The 17,724-nt window shown below is 65.0% G+C and carries 18 protein-coding genes; 5 read left to right on the plus strand and 13 right to left on the minus strand.

The features are described from left to right. Positions 1 to 227: 227 nt before the first annotated feature. From FHT19_RS24685 to FHT19_RS20710, 3 genes are read right to left on the minus strand one after another with little or no spacing between them, the layout of a single operon-like run. On the minus strand, positions 228 to 350 hold the full coding sequence (locus FHT19_RS24685) for a hypothetical protein (protein ID WP_282436508.1): 123 nt from the start codon (positions 348 to 350) through the stop codon (positions 228 to 230). Next, the gene (locus tag FHT19_RS24480) at positions 347 to 511 is read right to left on the minus strand and encodes a hypothetical protein (RefSeq protein WP_248290585.1); all 165 of its coding nucleotides are present in this window, start codon (positions 509 to 511) and stop codon (positions 347 to 349) included. The genes FHT19_RS24685 and FHT19_RS24480 overlap by 4 nt, the downstream gene beginning before the upstream one ends. After that, on the minus strand, positions 508 to 741 hold the full coding sequence (locus tag FHT19_RS20710; protein WP_169476626.1) for a type II toxin-antitoxin system prevent-host-death family antitoxin: 234 nt from the start codon (positions 739 to 741) through the stop codon (positions 508 to 510). The genes FHT19_RS24480 and FHT19_RS20710 overlap by 4 nt, the downstream gene beginning before the upstream one ends. Positions 742 to 902: 161 nt before the next feature. Here FHT19_RS20710 and FHT19_RS20715 point away from each other — a divergent pair, with 161 nt between their 5' ends. Next, entirely contained in the window at positions 903 to 2,621 is a 1,719-nt protein-coding gene (locus FHT19_RS20715; RefSeq protein WP_169476627.1) for a transferrin-binding protein, read from the plus strand. On the opposite strand, the gene FHT19_RS20720 is transcribed toward FHT19_RS20715, so the two are convergent. Then, positions 2,618 to 3,529 carry a DMT family transporter gene (locus FHT19_RS20720; RefSeq protein ID WP_211185022.1) on the minus strand — a complete coding sequence of 304 codons (912 nt, stop codon included), beginning with the start codon at positions 3,527 to 3,529 and terminating at the stop codon, positions 2,618 to 2,620. The two genes, FHT19_RS20715 and FHT19_RS20720, sit on opposite strands and share 4 nt — an antisense overlap. 223 nt (positions 3,530 to 3,752) lie before the next feature. Between FHT19_RS20720 and FHT19_RS20725 the strand changes: the two genes are divergently transcribed. After that, entirely contained in the window at positions 3,753 to 5,261 is a 1,509-nt protein-coding gene (locus tag FHT19_RS20725; RefSeq protein ID WP_246866130.1) for a L,D-transpeptidase family protein, read from the plus strand. 89 nt (positions 5,262 to 5,350) lie between these two features. Here FHT19_RS20725 and FHT19_RS20730 read toward each other — a convergent pair whose 3' ends face one another. The 7 genes from FHT19_RS20730 to FHT19_RS20760 form a co-directional block, all read right to left on the minus strand. Then, positions 5,351 to 5,677, minus strand: coding sequence for a DUF1905 domain-containing protein (locus FHT19_RS20730; RefSeq protein WP_169476629.1), 327 nt, complete (start codon positions 5,675 to 5,677; stop codon positions 5,351 to 5,353). Between the two features lie 342 nt (positions 5,678 to 6,019). Beyond that, on the minus strand, positions 6,020 to 7,123 hold the full coding sequence (locus tag FHT19_RS20735) for an XRE family transcriptional regulator (protein ID WP_169476630.1): 1,104 nt from the start codon (positions 7,121 to 7,123) through the stop codon (positions 6,020 to 6,022). Between the two features lie 28 nt (positions 7,124 to 7,151). Beyond that, on the minus strand, positions 7,152 to 7,931 hold the full coding sequence (locus FHT19_RS20740; RefSeq protein ID WP_169476631.1) for a hypothetical protein: 780 nt from the start codon (positions 7,929 to 7,931) through the stop codon (positions 7,152 to 7,154). A gap of 292 nt (positions 7,932 to 8,223) precedes the next feature. Beyond that, positions 8,224 to 9,273 carry a winged helix DNA-binding protein gene (locus FHT19_RS20745; protein WP_168556427.1) on the minus strand — a complete coding sequence of 350 codons (1,050 nt, stop codon included), beginning with the start codon at positions 9,271 to 9,273 and terminating at the stop codon, positions 8,224 to 8,226. A gap of 100 nt (positions 9,274 to 9,373) precedes the next feature. Further along, positions 9,374 to 9,898 (minus strand): L,D-transpeptidase family protein, encoded by a 525-nt coding sequence (locus FHT19_RS20750; protein ID WP_169476633.1) that lies wholly within the window; start codon positions 9,896 to 9,898, stop codon positions 9,374 to 9,376. A 31-nt stretch (positions 9,899 to 9,929) separates the two neighbouring features. Beyond that, entirely contained in the window at positions 9,930 to 11,219 is a 1,290-nt protein-coding gene (locus tag FHT19_RS20755) for an adenylosuccinate synthase (RefSeq protein WP_169476634.1), read from the minus strand. Positions 11,220 to 11,372: 153 nt separating this feature from the next. After that, positions 11,373 to 12,497 (minus strand): ATP phosphoribosyltransferase regulatory subunit, encoded by a 1,125-nt coding sequence (locus tag FHT19_RS20760; RefSeq protein ID WP_169476636.1) that lies wholly within the window; start codon positions 12,495 to 12,497, stop codon positions 11,373 to 11,375. Between the two features lie 231 nt (positions 12,498 to 12,728). Here FHT19_RS20760 and FHT19_RS20765 point away from each other — a divergent pair, with 231 nt between their 5' ends. The 3 genes from FHT19_RS20765 to FHT19_RS20775 all read left to right on the plus strand — a co-directional run bounded on the left by FHT19_RS20765 (position 12,729) and on the right by FHT19_RS20775 (position 16,868). Next, positions 12,729 to 15,122, plus strand: coding sequence for a TonB-dependent receptor (locus tag FHT19_RS20765; RefSeq protein WP_169476637.1), 2,394 nt, complete (start codon positions 12,729 to 12,731; stop codon positions 15,120 to 15,122). A 152-nt stretch (positions 15,123 to 15,274) separates the two neighbouring features. Further along, positions 15,275 to 16,642 carry an HD domain-containing phosphohydrolase gene (locus tag FHT19_RS20770; protein WP_169476638.1) on the plus strand — a complete coding sequence of 456 codons (1,368 nt, stop codon included), beginning with the start codon at positions 15,275 to 15,277 and terminating at the stop codon, positions 16,640 to 16,642. A gap of 49 nt (positions 16,643 to 16,691) precedes the next feature. Further along, positions 16,692 to 16,868: a hypothetical protein gene (locus tag FHT19_RS20775; protein ID WP_169476639.1), complete on the plus strand. Its 177-nt coding sequence runs from the start codon at positions 16,692 to 16,694 to the stop codon at positions 16,866 to 16,868. Between the two features lie 98 nt (positions 16,869 to 16,966). Here FHT19_RS20775 and FHT19_RS20780 read toward each other — a convergent pair whose 3' ends face one another. Next, the gene (locus FHT19_RS20780; RefSeq protein ID WP_211185023.1) at positions 16,967 to 17,305 is read right to left on the minus strand and encodes a hypothetical protein; all 339 of its coding nucleotides are present in this window, start codon (positions 17,303 to 17,305) and stop codon (positions 16,967 to 16,969) included. Positions 17,306 to 17,363: 58 nt separating this feature from the next. Continuing rightward, positions 17,364 to 17,711 carry a YigZ family protein gene (locus FHT19_RS20785; RefSeq protein ID WP_169476640.1) on the minus strand — a complete coding sequence of 116 codons (348 nt, stop codon included), beginning with the start codon at positions 17,709 to 17,711 and terminating at the stop codon, positions 17,364 to 17,366. Between the last annotated feature and the right edge of the window lie 13 nt (positions 17,712 to 17,724).

A 17,724-nucleotide genomic window follows, 5' to 3' on the forward strand; every position in this document is an offset into this window, starting at 1 on the left:
GCATGTCGGACGCTGATCGGATCACTATGGGGAGTTACGGAAACATCGCGACCAAACACGGTGGAGCCAATTAGGCATACACGTGGGAAAACTACAAAATCCCTTTAATCGTCACGCCGTGATCAAATCCATCATCCATACATCAACCTGACGGAAATTCCGGGAGCAGTATATTGAATTGCCGCCATGGATCGAAACCCTTGGCATGGGCGAGAGCAAATTGCCGACTACCAGAGGCCCTTCACGGCAAAGTTATCGAAAAGCGCTTCGTTCGAAACCAGCGTCATGTCCTCGGCCTGGGCCTGGGCGATCAGCAGGCGGTCGAAGGGGTCTTTGTGGGGGATGTTCATGTCCCCGGCGAGCCGGGCGTGGCGCACGCTGATTGCCAGTTCGGAAAACCCTGCCCGGCGATGATCGCCTCGTCGGCAATGGCCTCGCGGGCGCGGTGGCTCAGTGCCTCGTCCCCTGCCAGCCACCAGATCAGCGCATGGGTATCGAGCAGCAGCCTCAAGCCAGGTTCCACCCGCCCAGTTCATCCTCGGGCAGTGGCTCGTCAAACCGCGCGTCCATGGCGATCTTGCCCTTGAGCGCGCCAAAGACACGGCGACCGCGCGGTTCGACCGGCACCAGACGCACCACCGGCACATTGCCGCGCGCGATCACCACGTCACCACCCGCCAGCGCTTCGGCGATCAGGCGAGAGAGATTGGTCTTGGCATCGTGAACCGAGAACTGCGCCATCGACCATCTCCTTAGCCAGAAATATAGCTAAGCGCGCCGGGCCAGACAAGGGATGCTCTTTCGCGGTGACGGTGTGGAAGATGCCCGGTAGTTTTTGCCCTGTAAATCCTTGCGCGAAAATGCGAAAGCAACCGCAGTATTACGCAACAAGGAAGTGGTCTATGCGGGGGCTCAAGTTCGCGGCACGGGCATCGGGGCTGGCGTCGGCCCTGGCTTTGGCCGGATGCGGCGGCGCGGGAGACGGGATTTCCAGCACGCCAACGCCCGCCAACGCTTCGCTCGATGCGCTCAAGGTGCCCCAGTCGTTCACCAATGATGCCGCCACGCAGACCGCGCGGTTCGATCTTGGTACGTCCAACACCGTTTCCGGCAGTTCTGCCAGCGCGCCGCTGACCATCACCTACAATCCGTCGGGTGGTACCTACACGATCACCACCGCCGGGCGCAGCCAGAGCTTTGCGAAAAGCGATATCACGTCAAGCGGACAGGGGATGGCGGCCTTTTCCAAAGCCGCGAACGGGGGCCATGATTACCTGACGCTCTGGGCACCAAGCTACGGCGGCAACGGCCCGCGCTATGTCGGCCGGGCCATGTGGCAGCACAACGCGGTCAGTGGGAATATTCAGGATACCACGCTGGATATGGTCACCTATGGCATCCCAAGCCCCGCTTCGGCCGTGCCGCATACCGGAACGGCAGTGTTCGACACTGATGTCTTCGGCATAACCACCAAGCCCGGGGCGCAGCCGCGCTCGTTCTCTGGGGCCGGGTCGCTGAATGTCGATTTCCTGACCGGAGGCTTTACCTCCGTCACCCCAGTGAGCGATACGGAGCTGGTTTCCGGCGCGGGCGTTTCAGGCGGCGGCATCGACGTGAGGCTGGCCGGAAAGCTTTCGGCCAGCGACGGCACGTTTTCCGGCTATGCCGCCTATGGCGGGGGCAACAGCGGGTCGCAGGGCAAGGTCACCGGGCGTTTCTACGGGCCCGGTGCCGGCGAACTGGGCGCCGTATTTTCCACCAGCGGGGCTGACGGTAGCTCTGCCACCGGGGCACTTCTGGGAACCAAGGCTGGCGACAAGGAAGAATACAACATTGCGCTTAGCAACTTCGTCGTCGATCAGTTGTTCTCCACGTCCAACGCCTGGATTGAACTGGTCAACAGTGGCCTGAATTCTTCCACGTCGACGGGTAATGGCCAGTTGACCAGGAATGTCGATGGCTCGTTCTCCTTCCCCGGGCCCAGCTCTGCCATGGCCTATGGCACGATCGCTACCTCCGACCAGATCGCAGCCAGCGCGCCCAACTTCACCACCTATCGCAAGACGCTTGGCCCGTTCGACGTGACGGCGGATTTCTATACCGCGGGCAGCACCAACACCGAACTGGCGCTGACTTATACCAGCTTTGCCCATTTCACCGAGCGCACCGGCTCTTTCGAATCTTATAATCTATACTCGGTCTATGGCATCGACACGATCCCCGGCATCATTGCGGCGCGCACCGGCACGGCCCACTATGCCGGCGTGGCCTATGGCACGGGCATAGATGCGGCGGCCAATGCCCGCTATGCAATCACCGGAACCTCCAGCTTCGATGCCGACTTCTCGGCCGCGACGCTGAGCGGCGTGCTCACCCTGGCGGGCCAGTCGGCATCGGGCAGCCAGAACTACGGTGCGCTCAGTTTCGCCACCAGCTTCGCCTACGGCTCTCCCGCCACGGCCGGGCTGGGCAAGGGCGGAACCGACTGGGGCACAATTTCACCGCGCTTCTACGGGCCAACGGGGCAGGAAATCGGCGCGACATTCCAGTTCACCGTGCCAGCCGGCCAAGCCGGCGCCGGCACGTCCGTCGCCGGTGCAGCGGTTGCCAAAGGGGGCTAAATCACCTCCGGTGGCGGATCGTCGCGCCGCGTCGCCAGCGCGCAGCCGGCCACGATCAGCGTGACACCCGCGATCGTGCCGCGTGTGACCGGTTCGGCAAAGGCCAGCCAGCCAACGATGGCGGCCCAGATGAAGGCGGTGTATTCCAGCGGGACCAGCACTTGCGCCTGGGCGCGGGCATAGGCCCAGGCGAGCAGCATCATGGCCATGGCCGCCAGTACGGCGCCGGCGAGGACCAGGCCCCACTCCTCCGGCGTGGGCCAGGGCGCCCAGACCGTGGCCAGGGGCGCGAGCAGCAGGGCGATGACGATGCTTTGGTAGAATGCCACTTCCACCGGCGTGGCCAGTTGCGCCTGGCGTCGTTGCAACACCAGGGTGACGGCATACAGCACCGAGGAAGTGAGGATTTCCACCAGCCCGCGCCAGGCATCGGGGCCGGGGGCGGCGCCCAGCTGGTCGGCCGCAATCACGGCCACGCCGACCAGTGCGAGCAGCGAGCCGGTCACCGCGCGGCGGCTGAGCGTTTCGCCCAGCGTCACTGCCGCCAGGTAAAGCGCGATGAGCGGCGCCACGAACGACAGGGCCATGCCTTGCGCCAGTGGCATGCGCACGACGCCATCGAAGAACAGGATGGCCATGCCGGCCGACACCACCCCGCGCAGCACGTGCACTTTCAGGCTGGCGGCGGGCGGCAGGCGTCCGCCACGCAGCACCATCGTTTCGCGCAACCACAAGGGCGCCATGACCAGCGCGCCCGCGGTGCTGCGCCAGAAGATCGCCGCAAAGGCGCCCAGCGCGAGCGAGGCGGCTTTCATCACCCCGTCCATCATGCTGAAACTGGCAAGGCCTGCCAGGGCGACAAGGATGGGCAGCAGCGGGCGCGGGGCAGGCACGTCTGAACCAGGCATGGCTGGGCCATAGCGCCGCCCTGCCGCACTGGCCATTGCAGATCGGGGCAAAATGCCGGAAACGATGCGGCGCCCCTTTCGTTTTCAATGAAAAGCGCCTTTGCCCATGTGCGGATTCAGCTTGGCGAAAGCCTCGCTGCTTGATTGGCAGGTAGGCATGGGGCAGTAGATGAACCGTGCACCACGTGCGTGCAACCGAATGGCAACAGGGAATTTCGAACCGATGACCCCCCGCAAGACCTGGCCGCAGCGCGGTTTCCGTGCGCGCCTTTCCGGCGCGACGACGCTGGCCATGGCTTCCATCGTTTCTGGCCTTGTTGCCGGATCAACGCTTGCCACCCCGGCCCTGGCGCGCACGCAGGACAGCAAGGGACCGGTGGACCTGACCGCCCAGGCCCAGCCCGCCACGCCGCAGACACCGCAGGCGCGCGCCAACTCCGGTCGGCCGGCAACGCCCGCCCAGGTGCCCCCTGCCCCCGCCGCCAGCCCCGCCGTGCCCCCCGCACCAGGCGCTGCTGTCGCCGTGCCAACTCCGCCCCCGGCCCTGCCCGAAGTGGAAGCGCCGCCGCCCGTGGCGGTGTGGACGCTGCAGGATGCCAAGGACCTGCTTTCGGCCATTCGCGGCATCGGCACCGAAGGGCTGTTCGCCCGCGATTACCAGCCCGCCGCCCTGGCAGCCGCGATTGCCAAGGGCGAAGGCGACGATCTGAACCAGTTGGCCAGCCGGCTGTTCGTGTGGCTGGCCGAAGACTTGCGCGACGGGCGCACGCCGATGACCGCGCGCGAGCAGTGGTTCGCGGTGGACCCGGACCAGGACTTGCACCCCAATTCCGCGCTGCTGGCCCAGGCCACCGAAAGCCACGACGTGAAAGGCACGCTGCGCGGCCTCTTGCCCACGCACCCCGATTACGCGCTGCTGCGCCAGTTGCTGCAGACCACCAAGGACCCGGCCAAGCTTGCCCTGGTGCGCGCCAACATGGACCGCTGGCGCTGGCTGGCGCGCGACCTTGGCCTGCAATATCTGATGATCAACGTGCCAGAGCAGATGCTGCGGCTGACGGTGAACAACCAGATCATCACCACCTATCGTGCCATCGTGGGCAAGCCGGGCAAGACCGCCACGCCGCAGCTGGCCGAAATGGTGGAGAACGTGGTGTTCAACCCCACGTGGACGGTGCCACAGTCGATCGTGAAGGGTGAAGGCCTGGGCGCGGACCTCTTGGCCCACCCGGCGAAAGCCAAGCGCATGAACTATGCCGTCAAGCAGTTGTCCGACGGCACGATCCAGGTGGTGCAGCAGCCGGGCGAGAACAATTCGCTGGGCCGCGTGAAGCTCGACATGCCCAACGAGTTTGCCATCTATATCCACGACACGCCCAACCGGAACCTGTTCGCGCAGGAAAACCGCGCGCTGTCGCACGGCTGCATCCGCGCCGAACGCGCCACCGAACTGGCGATGACCATGGCCATCCTGGGCGCCGACCTGCCCAAGGAAACGGCGGTGGAATACAACCTTTCCGGCAAGTACACCAAGGTGCCGATGACCAAGCCGTTTCCGGTCTACATCACCTATTTCACCGTGGCGCGTGACGTGAACGGCACCATGCGCAGCTTTACCGATATCTATGGCCGCGATCCCAAGGTGCTCGCCAGCTTTGCCCAGCCGCGCCAGCTGCACACCACGCAGCGCAAGAGCAACGAAGCGGTGATCAAGCTGGATAACCCGCTGTAAGCCGCGAGCACGAAGACAGGGATTTCGAAGGGGGCATAGCCCCCTTCACCGCATGATTCCGGCTGGGCACGCAGGTTCGCGTGTGGCGATCAGGCGCGATCGTTTTTCGCAACGACCGCCAGCCTCACGGCAATCCGGTCGCCCAAGTCGATCCCCGTCGCCTTGCGCACTGCAACCTTGAGCGGCAGCAGATAACCTCCCTCCCGCGGGAACAGCGAGGTGGTGAAGGCAACATCCCGCACCCACACGGCGACCGGGACGACGCCCCAACCATAGCTCGCCTCCCGCGCCGCGACGCGCACCGGCATGACCGTCTCGTCCGGCAAGGCAACGAACACATAAGGCGCTGGCCCGCGCCAGGCGATCACTTCGCCGGTGAAGGTGATTTCGGCAAGCGGAGGGGATGATCGTCGCATGGCGGCATTGACGCATGGGAAGGGCGGTTTGGCAACGGGGTTCCCGCTCCTGCCGCCGTGCGCCGCCACCCACGACAGGCGGTTCGCGGAACTTTGGTGTGAAGGACCGAGATTGGGACTGAGCTGGTTTTATTATTTGACGCGTCGAACGGCAGAGATTTGCAGTAGCAGACGTCCAGTGCTTTCCCAACCGGCAATCCGAGTGCGACTGCCGATGGGCCGAAGCCGGTCTGGCAGCTTCTGAAAGGCTGTGCCGTTAAAGCAGGCGTTCACTTAGCAGGTTACGCAGGATCCGATTCTGACCTAGCAGAGTGGCAATTCTCGAACAGAGCGCCTCAAATTTCAGCACCGCGTGATCGAGACCACATTAGTTGAATCCGATCCTGGCCCTTCCGGCAAACCAAGACCCGCAACGCTTTCGAACATGTCGTCCTCAAAGCCGGCGTCGGCAGCGATCCGACGCACGGCGCCGGGATAGGCGTGCTCCAGCGCCGCTATCGCGGACGATAGCAGCTCGGGCTCCTCTGCCACGATAACATCGTCATACCGTTCGAACTTGCGCTGGCCAGTCTTGCTCAGGTGAATATAGCCGGTCCGATACTGATCCGCGGTCAACATCTTCAGATCATAAGCACGCCGAAGGATCGCTGATGCCGACACTTTCCAGCGAAGTTTCATTTCGAAGATAGCGGTCCAGTTCAGCATGCGGCTGTGGGGGAATTCGTGGATGAACGCCGAACGGGGCAGGAGAAAAGCGCTGGCAAAGCGATTGGCTTGATCTTCGGTGACCTTGTCACCAGTCACTATACCCTTGTGCATCACCAAGTGCCCGCATTCGTGGGCCAGATCGAAGCGCAGTCGGCAAGCGGCTGGCTTGGCCTCGCTCCGAATGATCATGGGCCGCGGCCGATCAATGGATAGTGCGTCAACACGCTCCGACACTCCGCCGAAGAAGCTCACCACGGCCCCGGCATTTTCGACAACGCGCATCATATTAGATATCGGGCCAGTACCCAGCATCCACTGCTCGCGCGCTTGTTCAGCTGCGTCTTCGATATCGGCCGTGGACTTCACCGGAATGTCGGGGAATGACACTTTAGGCAGTTCCAACGCCCGGTCCAGACGGTCGACGAATCCATCGAGGAGCGTCCCACGCGCCAGTACCTGACTGACAACAGATATCGGCGTCGTTCTTTGCTTTCGGAAATGACACTGCTCGGCAGAGACCCCGCCCCGCGCCGACAACGTGAAGAAACGGACCGTCACTCCCAAGGCGGCCGCAAGCGCCTCCACCATCTCCTCGGTCGGCAGTTTTATACCCTGCTCAAGCTGGTTGAGATATTGCCGCGTCGCGCTGACACGGTTGCCCAGCTCGTCGAGCGTGAACCCCTTTGCCAAGCGCGCGAGTCGCAGGCGCTCGCCATCGAAGACTTGCGTTCCGACCATGGATCTCTTCCGATCAACCGTTCCGGCGTCAGATGCCCGCGGTGTCTTCCGCGATGTCGTCGTCGGTACGCAGACCAACGCTCGGGGGCGCGAGCTCGACACTCTCCGTCGCCGCACGACCGACCGATCCGGCGAAGCCAGACAAGCCATCTAGCGGCACATCCCAAATCAGCACGGCAGACTCGCCACGCAGGCCGACAAACTTCACCGCGAGCACGCTACCGTCTATGTCGGTCTCAACCGCAAAACGGTAGGCCAAGTCGCGGCCCTCATCATGCTCGTGGAACAGGATTTCAAGTTGGCGCCGTTCGCCGAAACTCTGCTTCAGCGTCCGATCAGTCGGCTCCTCGGCGTCGCCCCTATAAATCCGCACGGGCACGTCGCCGATCTTGAAGATTAGTTGGAGCGTCCGATCAATCGCTGTCAGCCAGACAAGCTCGCCGCTGTCGATCGCCTGGAGCACACGATGCCGACAAAACTGGAAGGCACGGCATCCATGAGTCCAGCCATTGTCCCCGGCCTCTTCATCGTACCGCTCGAGCGCGGCGTGACGACCATCGACCAGCATCGCAGCAACAATCTTAAGCCGCTCCTCGGTGAGGTCCGGGTGATACTCCCACGGATAAAACTTTGCCACTACGTACCCCAATCCTGCTCGCGCTGTCGGCACAATGGGCTTTTTTATATTTTTGTCAACCGCTGGGTTTTTTGTAAACCAAGTCATAGTCACGGTTACGGCCGTCACATCATGAGGGTCATGTGCTTCATCTGCATAGCGATGACCGCGTTTGTTGTCGCGCGAGATCACGCTGAATGCCCTGTAGCGGGGCGTCTTTCTGACGACCCGCTACAGGGCATTCCATTGGCAGCTTCTGTCAGGAGCTGACGTTTGAGTTGGCTGATTTGAACGATCGGCTCTGGTCGGTAGCCTCCATCACCATCGCCAGTATGGGATGACTGCCACCTAAAGGCGGATGCCCTGAGGCCGCAAGTCCGTTTGCTGCGAAGTCACGGCACAACAGCGCGCCGCCGTCTAGCGCAGCTCCCTATCTCGCACCACCCCCAACCCCTCGCTTTGAAGAGAAGGGGGCCTTTTGCTTTTACACCAGGGCGTTGGCGCTGGAGCCCAGTTCGGCGAAGTAGCGGGCCATGGCGTCGGCGGCTTTGTCAGTGAGGGTGATGAAAGCGCGGCGGCGGTCGGTTTCGTCGTCCACGCGCTGGAGCAGGCCGGCGTCGGTCATCTGGCCGATCCAGCGCAGGGCCGTTGTGGGGGGTACGCCCGAGGCGATGCACAGCGAGGTGACCGAGACGCGCACGTGTTCGACGCGGGCGGCGGTGAGATCGAGCAGCATGTCCCACGCCGGATCGGCGAACAGATCGCCTTCAAAGAAGCGGGCGCGCAACTGGCGCTGGCGGATGATCTTGCGCACCAGGCGGGGATCGGGCAGCGGCGGGCGCGCGGTGCGCACCAGGCGATCGGTGCCTTCGTCGAGCTTGGCCGGGCCGGCTTCGCCACTTTCACCGTTGAAGCGGAACGCCGAGGCGCTTTCCGCATCGACATTGTTGCCCGAAGACAGCTGTTCCAGCCGGGCGGCGATGTTGGTCACCTGCTCGGTCAGGCGCAGCAGGGTGAGGCGGTCTTCCTCCCCCAGTTCGCGCACGCGGTTGCCGGTGCGGGCCAGCACGCGGCCCATGGCGATCACCCGTTCGGCCCGGCTGGGCGTGACGAGAATCTGCGCTTCGGACTGGTCGAGGCAGCCATAGACATCGTCGAGCGAGCCGATGCTGGTGGATACCACCAGTTGCGAGCCGCTTTGCGCGGCGCGGCTGTCCAGGCGCGAAAGCGCCGCCAGTTCCAGACCGTCGATCACCGGGCAATCGACCAGCACGACATCGCCCAGCGCAGGCGAGGCGGCATCGGCCACCAGCCGTTCCAGATCGCTGGTCTGTGCGACCCGCAGGCCGGCGGCGGCGGCATCCTCTGCCATTTCGGCGCGCAGATAGCCGCGATCGGCGAAGATCGAAACCGCCAAGGGATTGATCCCGCGCCCTTCCTGGCCCCAACCGAGCGGGCGTTCCTGCACCCGGTCGTTTGCTGCCCCGCCATCGCCAGGAAGCCCATAATCGAAACGCGCTGCCGATTGCCCCATGTTTGCCCCCACTCCGTAAAACCGCGTATACGAACATCTGCGGAACAAAGCGGGATCAGGTCAACGCCAGATACCTCGGTTTTGGATCAAGCTGCGCGCCTCACGGCATCAGGTCGATCGGCGTTCCGTCGCCCACGCGCTGCCAGATTTCCTCGATTTCGGAGTTGGTGAGCGCGATGCAGCCTTCGGTCCAGTCCCCCGGTGCCCGCGCCGGCCCCATGAAATTGGGCTGGCCATGGAGGAAAATGTCGCCGCCCGGCGGCTTTCCCGCCGCCTGGGCAAAGGCCCGATCCGCCGCGTCGGGATAGGAGATGTGCAGCGAGAGGTGATAGGCGCTGCGTGGATTGCCGCGATCGATGGTGTAATGGCCTTCGGGCGTGCGGCCATCGCCCTGGAAATGCTTGGGGCCGATCGGGTTGGGGCCAAGCTGGATGCCGGTGAACACGCGCAAGGGCTGGTCGTTTTCATCGAGCAGGACCAGGCGCCGGGCCGCCTTTTCCACGCGCACCCGCGCCACCTCCCCCGCATCCTGGGCACGGGCTGGCGCGCGAAACAACAGCGGCGGCAAGGCCCACAGGCCTGCCGCCGCCAACAATCCGATCAGCAGGACAAGAGGGCGACGCATGGGCGCCATCCTATCGCCGCGTTTCGGGCGATCAATCCACGAAGGGATCGCGCACGAGGATGGTGTCTTCACGCTCGGGCGAGGTGCTGACCAGCGCCACGGGCGTTTCGATCAGTTCCTGCACGCGCTGGATGTACTTGATCGCCTGGGCGGGCAGATCGGCCCACGAGCGCGCACCGGCGGTGGTGCCGTGCCAGCCGTCCATTTCCTCGTAGATCGGTTCGACATTGGCCTGGTCGGCAGCATGGCTGGGGAAATAGTCCAGCACTTTGCCGTTGAGACGATAGCCGATGCAGATTTTCACCTTGTCGAAGCCATCGAGCACGTCGAGCTTGGTCAGCGCGATGCCGGTAACGCCGGAAATGGCGCAGGACTGGCGGGTGAGCACGGCGTCGAACCAGCCACAGCGGCGCTTGCGGCCAGTGACGGTGCCGAATTCATGGCCGCGTTCGCCCAGGCGCTGGCCCACGTCATCGGCCAGTTCGGTGGGGAACGGGCCGGAGCCGACGCGGGTGGTATAGGCCTTGACGATGCCCAGCACGAAGCCGGTGGCCGCCGGGCCCAGGCCCGAACCCGAAGCCGCCGTGCCCGACACGGTGTTGGACGAAGTGACGAACGGATAAGTGCCGTGGTCCACATCGAGCAGCACGCCCTGCGCGCCTTCGAACAGGATGCGCGCGCCGGCCTTGCGCACGGCATTCAGGCGCTTCCACACCGGCTGGGCAAATTGCAGCACATAGGGTGCGATCGCCTTGAGCTCTTCGAGCAGGGCGGCGCGATCGACCGGCGGCTGGCCAAAGCCGGCGCGCAGGGCATCGTGATGGGCACAGAGGCGATCGAGCTGCGCATCGAGCGCGCCGAGGTGCGCCAGGTCGCACACGCGGATGGCGCGGCGGCCGACCTTGTCTTCATAGGCCGGGCCGATGCCGCGCCCGGTGGTGCCGATCTTGCCGGCGCCCGCCGCCGCCTCGCGCAGGCCATCGAGATCGCGGTGCAGCGGCAGGATCAGTGGGCAATTGTCGGCAATGGCGAAATTGTCGGCGTTGATTTCCACGCCCTGCGCGGTCAGCTTTTCAATCTCGGCCTTGAGCGCCCAGGGATCGAGCACCACACCATTGCCGATGATCGACAGCGTGCCGGTGACGATGCCCGAGGGCAGCAGCGAAAGCTTGTAGACCTGTTCACCCACCACCAGCGTGTGGCCGGCGTTGTGCCCGCCCTGGAAGCGCACGACGGCGTCAGCCCGGCTGGCCAGCCAATCGACGATCTTGCCTTTGCCTTCATCGCCCCATTGGGCGCCGATCACGGTTACATTTGCCACAGATACACTCCTCCACCTGCCAGGTGGACCCGAACAGCGCCCTTCGACAGGACTCGGCGCAGCGGGTGGGTTGGGCGCGTAGACGCGCAAGGATGTGTGCGGGTGGCGCCCTAGTGGCACCGCCCCGCGCGAGTCAAGAGCAGGGCAGCCGCTTTACAGCGCCTGGGGCCCTTGCGAGCCAAGCACATGGGTACAGCCAAGCGACACGGCCTCGTCCGCCTCGCTGAGCGCCGCCACCGTGCGCCAGCCGATGGCGCGCAGCCGGTCGGCGGCAGCGCGATCGTGGCCTAGCGGCAGGAACAGCTTGTCGGCCGGGGGTTCGGCACTGGCGATCAGGTCGATCAGGGCATCGGGATAGAGCGAGAAGCCGGTGGCCACTTCCCCTTCCCCCCCATCCGGCGCGGCGATGCGATAGGTGCCGCCCCGGCCCAACGCGCCGCGCACGCCATCGGCATAGAGCACGAAACCGAACCACGACTGATATTCGAAGCCATGCCGTTCCGAGGGATCGAGCGTGAGGCGCGCGCGACCATCCAGGCGCAGGGCAATTTCGCGCAGGGCGGCGATGCGCCCGGCCAGCGCCCCACCGGCATCGATGGCAGCCAGTTTCTCGATCGCAGTATCGAAATCGCCGGTTGCGTAGAGTAGCGGCACATAGGCCTCGCCACCCGCCTCCACCAGGCCGCCGGCATCCTTGGTATCGAGTTCACGGCGCACGGCGTCGATCTGACCGGGCCCGAGCGGCAGGGCCTTTTCCGCCAGGGTATCGACCAGGTCGGGCAGGGTGAAATCGACGCTGACACCCTTGGCCCCGGCCGCCTGGAGCGCCTCGATCGCCACGGCAACCACTTCGGCGGCGGCGGCGACATTGTCGGCCCCGATCAGTTCGGCGCCGCACTGCAGCTTTTCGCGCGCGGGATCGAGCCCGGCGCCCTTGATCGTCACCACCTGCCCGGCATAGCACAGGCGCAACGGACGCGGCGCGGCGGCCAGGCGCGTGCCGGCGATGCGGCCGATCTGGGGCGTGATGTCGCTGCGCAGGGCCATCATCCGCAAGCTTTGCGGATCGACGAAACGGAACATGCGGCGCGAACTGATCCCGGCCATGCGGCTGGCCAGCGAGCGCTCGAACTCGATCATCGGGGGAAGCACACGGTCATAGCCGTGGCCTTCCATCACGCCGTGGATGGTGCGCATCACGCGCGTGGCGGCCGCCGCGCCACGCGGCAGGCGGTCTTCGAGGCCTTCTGGCAGGAGATCGGGATCGCTGGTGTCCATGGCCCGCGCCTTTAGCGGCATTGGCCCTTGGCGGGTAGGGAAAAAGCCACGCGCAAATCCACGGCGATGCCGGCCGCCGTTGCCCCGGCGCCACATGACATTCGAAATACCGGCACATGACAAATTTCAAATTGTCGTTGCCCCGATGGCGACCCTAGAGCGCCATTGACGCTGACCAAGGCCGCCAAAGAACGGAAAGATCAGCGCAAATTGTTCGTCACGGGGTTTTGCATGACTATTACCAATCGTTACGTCTTCCTGGCTGGTGCCGCGCTGGCCCTGCCGCTTGCCGCGGTACAGCCGGCCTTTGCCGCCGATGAAGGCCCAGCCGCAGAACAGGCCGCCGAGCAACCCGACACGCAGATCGTGGTGACCGGCACCCGCGCGCAGAACCGCACCAAGCTGGACACCGTCGCCCCGGTCGACGTGCTGACCGCCGAAGCCTTGACTCGCCAGGGCACCACCGAACTGGGCGCCGCGATTGCCAATATCGCCCCCTCGATCGATTTCCCCCGCTCCTCGGCGGTTGACGGTACCGACTCGATCCGTCCCGCGACGCTGCGTGGTCTTTCGCCCGACCAGACCCTGGTGCTGATCAACGGCGTGCGCGCCCATGCCTCGGCGCTGGTCAACCTGGGCGGCTCGATCGGCCGTGGCTCGGCCGCGGTCGATCTCAACACCATTCCCACGCTCGCGCTGGGCTCGGTCGAAGTGCTGCGCGATGGCGCATCGGCGCAATATGGGTCCGACGCGATTGCCGGCGTGGTCAACATGCGCCTGCGCGAAGCCGATCACGGCGGCGGCGCGGTGGTCAGCTATGGCCTTTATGATACGCAGTTCAACGGCGCGCGTTCCTCGCGCCACATCACCGATGGCGATACGCTGAACGTCAGCGCATGGCAGGGCCTGAAGCTGGGCAACAACGGCGGTTTCCTGACCGTGACGGGCGAATACCTCAACCGCCTGGCCACCAACCGTTCCGACCTCGACACCCGCGACACGCCCAACAAGGTGCGCTCGCGCCTGGGCGATCCCAAGGTGCAGCAGGGCACCGGCTATATCAACTCCTCGCTGCCGCTGGGCGACAGCGGGTGGAGCGCGTTCCTGTTCGGCGGCTACCAGTTCCGCGACAGCACCAGCGCCGCCTTTGCCCGCAACCCGTCGAACGTGAACAACGTGACCTCGGTCTATCCCGATGGGTTCCTGCCGCTGATCAACGTGCGGTCCAAGGACCTGACCGCGACCACCGGCCTCAAGGGCAAGTGGGGCGAATGGGATGCCACGATCAAGCTGTCCTATGGCCGCAACCGCCTGGACTTCCGCACGCTCAATTCGATCAATTCCACGCTGGGCGCCGCCTCGCCGACCAATTTCTATGACGGCGCGCTGATCTATGACCAGTGGGTGGGCGGCATCGATGCGAGCCGCGCCTATGACCTGGGTGGCACCAGCCTGAACGTGGCGTGGGGCGTGGAAGGCCGCCGCGAAGGCTATCGCATCAATGCCGGCGAGGAAGCCTCCTACATCCGCGCCGATGGCGCCTCGACCGCGCTGACCGGTGGCGCGCAGGGCTTCCCCGGCTTCCAGCCGGGCAATGCGCTGCGGGTGAGCCGGGTAAGCAATGCCGCCTACCTGGACCTTGAAGCCAAGCTGCCCAAGGTGCTGACCCTCGGCGCGGCGGTGCGCGGCGAACACTATTCCGACTTTGGCGACATCGCCACGGGCAAGGTTTCGGCCCGCGCCGATTTCACCCGTTGGTTCGCGCTGCGCGGCGCGGTGTCCACCGGGTTCCGCGCGCCTTCGCTGCAACAGCAGTATTTCACCTCCACCTCGTCGGTGCTGGTGGGCAGCAACATCGTCGAAACCGGCACCTTCCCGTCGACCAGCGCGGTGGCCAAGTCGCTGGGCGGCCAGGCGCTGCGCCCGGAAAAGTCGGTCAACTTCTCGGCCGGCGCGGTGGTGCGCGTGGGCGGGTTCGACCTGACGGTGGACGGCTACCTGATCAAGGTGCGCGATGGGCTGGGCCTTTCGGAAAACCTCAACCTGAGCGCGGCCGACCAGTTGCAGTATGACGTTTCCGCCGCGCGCTTCTTCGTCAATGGCATCCATACCACCGCGCAGGGGATCGACGCCGTGGCGCACTATCGCCATCGCACGGCTGCCATCGGCACGTTCGATTTCACCGTGGCCGGGAACATCAACAAGGTGACGGTGGACAGCGTGCCCGCCAACACGGTGGGCACTACGGCGCTGTTCGCACGCCAGCGCATCATCACCATCACCAACGGCACGCCGGGTGAAAAGGTGGTGGGCACGCTGGACTGGACGCTGGGCAAGCTGGGCGCCACCGCGCGCGTCAGCTATTACGGCAACATCATCGAACCGGCGAGCACGGCCGCGAGCGACCTGTTCACCGGCCAGCGCGCGATTGCCGACCTGGAACTGCGCTACAAGCTGCTGGACAAGGCGACGATCAGCCTGGGCGCCAACAACCTGTTCGACATCTACCCCGACAAGGTGCCTGCCAGCATCCTGGCCACCAATGGCGGGGTGGCGTTCCCGTTCTTCTCCCCGTTCGGGTTCGGCGGGCGCTATCTTTACGCGCGCCTGGGCGTGAACTGGTAAGCCGTCAATCATCGGCAAATCCAACGAGGGCGGCCCGGCCAGGGCCGCCCTTTTTCGTGGCCGCCATGCCCCAAAGACAGTGGGCCACGCAAACGCGGCTTTAACGCGAATCGTGCCACCAATCTGGCGACAACGATCAACGGGGGCCGCCCATGCGCCATGCTTTCGCGCAGGAATTCGATTTTGCCAGGCCCACGGTGGCCACAACTTCGCTCAGCGAAATCCTGGGGGCATTCTCCTATGCCCTCGACCTGACCGAAGGCCAGCCGGCGGGCCATTCGCTACGCGCCTGCTGGATCGCCAGCCAGGTAGCAATCGCCTTGGGCCTCGCCCCGGCGGAGCGGCGCACGATCTATTATGCCACCTTGCTCAAGGACCTGGGCTGTTCCAGCAATGCCGCGCGCATTGCCGAACTCTACCTGGCCGACGATCGCACGTTCAAACAGGAATTCAAGCTGATCGGCCAGGGGCTTGGCCCCACGCTCGGGTTTGTCTTCCGGCGCACGGGCGCCGGTGAGCCCCTATCGGCCCGGATGCGCGCGATCGCCACGATCCTGCGCGACGGCAGCCGCATCGCCACCGACCTGATCCAGACCCGCTGCACGCGTGGCGCGACGATCGCCCGGCAATTGCGCTTTCCCGAAAGCGTCGCCGCCGCCATCGCCGCTCTCGATGAACACTGGGACGGCGGCGGCAAGCCGCTGGGCGTGGCCGGGCAGGCCATTCCCCTGGCGGCCCGCCTGGCCTTGCTTGGCCAGATTGCCGACGTGTTCCAGAAGGCTGCCGGGCCCGAGGCGGCCGAGGCCGAAGTGCGCGCGCGGCGGGGCACCTGGCTCGATCCCGAACTGGTCGACGCGTTCCTGAAAGTGAGCACGCGGCCTGGCTTCTGGAGCCATTGCAACGACCCGGCACTGGAATTGCACGTCCGCGCGCTGGAACCCGAAGAGGCCCGCGTGGCGGTGGACGAGGACTACCTCGACGATATTGCCGATGCCTTTGGCGCCGTGATCGATGCCAAGAGCCCATATACCGGCGGGCATTCCTGCCGCGTGGGCCGCTATGCCACGGCGCTGGGCCGGGCGATGGGCGTGCGCGAGACGGACCTGCGGGCGCTGCGCCGGGCAGCCGTGCTGCACGACGTGGGAAAGCTCGCCGTGTCCAGCCGCGTGCTGGAAAAACCGGGCAAGCTCGACGATACCGAATGGGTGGAAATGCGCAGCCATGCCAGCCACACCACGGAAATCCTCTCGCGCATAGGCCCCTTGCGCGACATGGCGGCCGTGGCAGGCGCGCACCACGAACGGCTCGACGGCAAGGGCTATCCGCTCGGGCTGGACCAAAGCCTCATCGCCACCGAAGCGCGGATCATCAGTGTGGCCGATTTCTATGACGCGCTGACCGCCGATCGGCCCTATCGCGCCGCCATGCCAGTGGAACGCGCGCTCGACATCATGTCCGGTGAAGTGGGCAAGGCGATCGATGGCCCGTGCTTCGAAGCCTTGCGCGCGATGGTCAGCTGACACTTTCGGCTCAGCGGCGGTTCATCGCTGCGGGGGCATGGCACCGGCCATGGTTGCGATCGGTTGTCTTGCCCTGCTGCTGTTTCCCATCCTGGGCCTGATCGCGGGCGGCCTGCTTGGCGGGCGCGCGGGTGCGGAATGGGGGGCAGCCACCGGCCTTGCCCTCGCGCTCGCGTTGAGCGGCGCGATGGGGTGGGCCTTGGTCAAAGTGGCGCGAAAGCCTTAGAGTATGATGCCGTTTCGTTGAAACGCCTTCATACTCTAGATATTTGTTGTAGCGCGATTTTTTGACAAAAACCGGTGCCCGCTTTTTGTCATCGCGCTCTAAACCGGGCCCAGCCGCCGCAAGTTGGCGCGCACCTTGCGGCGATAGGTCTGTACCGCCCGACGCGCCTCGCCATGCGCGGTTGGCATCGCCTTGCCGCCTAGCAGCGCGCGCGACGGGGCCAAGGCCATGTCCCACCAGACTTTCGCCAGGGTTTCCACCTTTTCGGCCACCATTCGCTGGCTTTCGGCCGCGGCGCGCGGATCGGCGAGCGCCACCAGCCACATCCGCCGGGTAATGACCATGGCGGCCTCGCTGCCCAGCAGCATCTGCTGGTTCCACAGCGGGATCATCGGGGCCAGCCAGCCAGCGGGCGAAGTGGGGACATTGGTGGTCATGCGGTTTCCTTGATCGGGGTGTGGCGTCAACGGACCACGGGGCATAAAGGTCCGGCCATCACAGGCTGTCCAGATAGGCGCGAACCGCCGTCTGCACATGGCGAAAGCGATCGCCGCCCAGATGCTTGCCACCGTACCATCGCGTGACGATGACGAGATGGTCTTGCAATCCCGCGCGTTCCAGCATGCGTACGATCACCATGCCTGCGCCGTTTTCGCCGTCGTCGTGCTTGATCGGCCCCTGGGCGCAGAGCAGGCCCCAGGTGTTGTGCGTGGCCTTGGCAAACTTCTTGATCGTCTTGAGCTGGTCGAGCAGCGTGCGCGCTTCTTCGGCAGAGTGGCACGGCGCGCCCGACACCGCGTATTTCGAGCCGCGATCGGAAAGGATGTTGTCCAGCGTGCGCATGGCCGCAACGCGT

This window comes from Novosphingobium sp. SG919 (assembly GCF_012932495.1).
GTDB classification, from domain to species: Bacteria; Pseudomonadota; Alphaproteobacteria; order Sphingomonadales; family Sphingomonadaceae; genus Novosphingobium; species Novosphingobium rhizosphaerae.

What these genes read in the sequence shown, in the direction of transcription:
- FHT19_RS20725 (WP_246866130.1), top strand. Translation starts at nt 3,753, where the DNA reads ATGACCCCCCGCAAGACCTGGCCGCAGCGCGGTTTCCGTGCGCGCCTT.
- FHT19_RS20785 (WP_169476640.1), bottom strand. Translation starts at nt 17,711, where the DNA reads ATGCGCACGCTGGACAACATCCTTTCCGATCGCGGCTCGAAATACGCG.
- FHT19_RS20780 (WP_211185023.1), bottom strand. Translation starts at nt 17,305, where the DNA reads ATGACCACCAATGTCCCCACTTCGCCCGCTGGCTGGCTGGCCCCGATG.
- FHT19_RS20715 (WP_169476627.1), top strand. Translation starts at nt 903, where the DNA reads ATGCGGGGGCTCAAGTTCGCGGCACGGGCATCGGGGCTGGCGTCGGCC.
- FHT19_RS20720 (WP_211185022.1), bottom strand. Translation starts at nt 3,529, where the DNA reads ATGCCTGGTTCAGACGTGCCTGCCCCGCGCCCGCTGCTGCCCATCCTT.
- FHT19_RS20765 (WP_169476637.1), top strand. Translation starts at nt 12,729, where the DNA reads ATGACTATTACCAATCGTTACGTCTTCCTGGCTGGTGCCGCGCTGGCC.
- FHT19_RS20750 (WP_169476633.1), bottom strand. Translation starts at nt 9,898, where the DNA reads ATGCGTCGCCCTCTTGTCCTGCTGATCGGATTGTTGGCGGCGGCAGGC.
- FHT19_RS24685 (WP_282436508.1), bottom strand. Translation starts at nt 350, where the DNA reads ATGAACATCCCCCACAAAGACCCCTTCGACCGCCTGCTGATCGCCCAG.
- FHT19_RS20770 (WP_169476638.1), top strand. Translation starts at nt 15,275, where the DNA reads ATGCGCCATGCTTTCGCGCAGGAATTCGATTTTGCCAGGCCCACGGTG.
- FHT19_RS20775 (WP_169476639.1), top strand. Translation starts at nt 16,692, where the DNA reads ATGGTTGCGATCGGTTGTCTTGCCCTGCTGCTGTTTCCCATCCTGGGC.
- FHT19_RS20735 (WP_169476630.1), bottom strand. Translation starts at nt 7,123, where the DNA reads ATGGTCGGAACGCAAGTCTTCGATGGCGAGCGCCTGCGACTCGCGCGC.
- FHT19_RS20760 (WP_169476636.1), bottom strand. Translation starts at nt 12,497, where the DNA reads ATGGACACCAGCGATCCCGATCTCCTGCCAGAAGGCCTCGAAGACCGC.
- FHT19_RS20730 (WP_169476629.1), bottom strand. Translation starts at nt 5,677, where the DNA reads ATGCGACGATCATCCCCTCCGCTTGCCGAAATCACCTTCACCGGCGAA.
- FHT19_RS20710 (WP_169476626.1), bottom strand. Translation starts at nt 741, where the DNA reads ATGGCGCAGTTCTCGGTTCACGATGCCAAGACCAATCTCTCTCGCCTG.
- FHT19_RS20745 (WP_168556427.1), bottom strand. Translation starts at nt 9,273, where the DNA reads ATGGGGCAATCGGCAGCGCGTTTCGATTATGGGCTTCCTGGCGATGGC.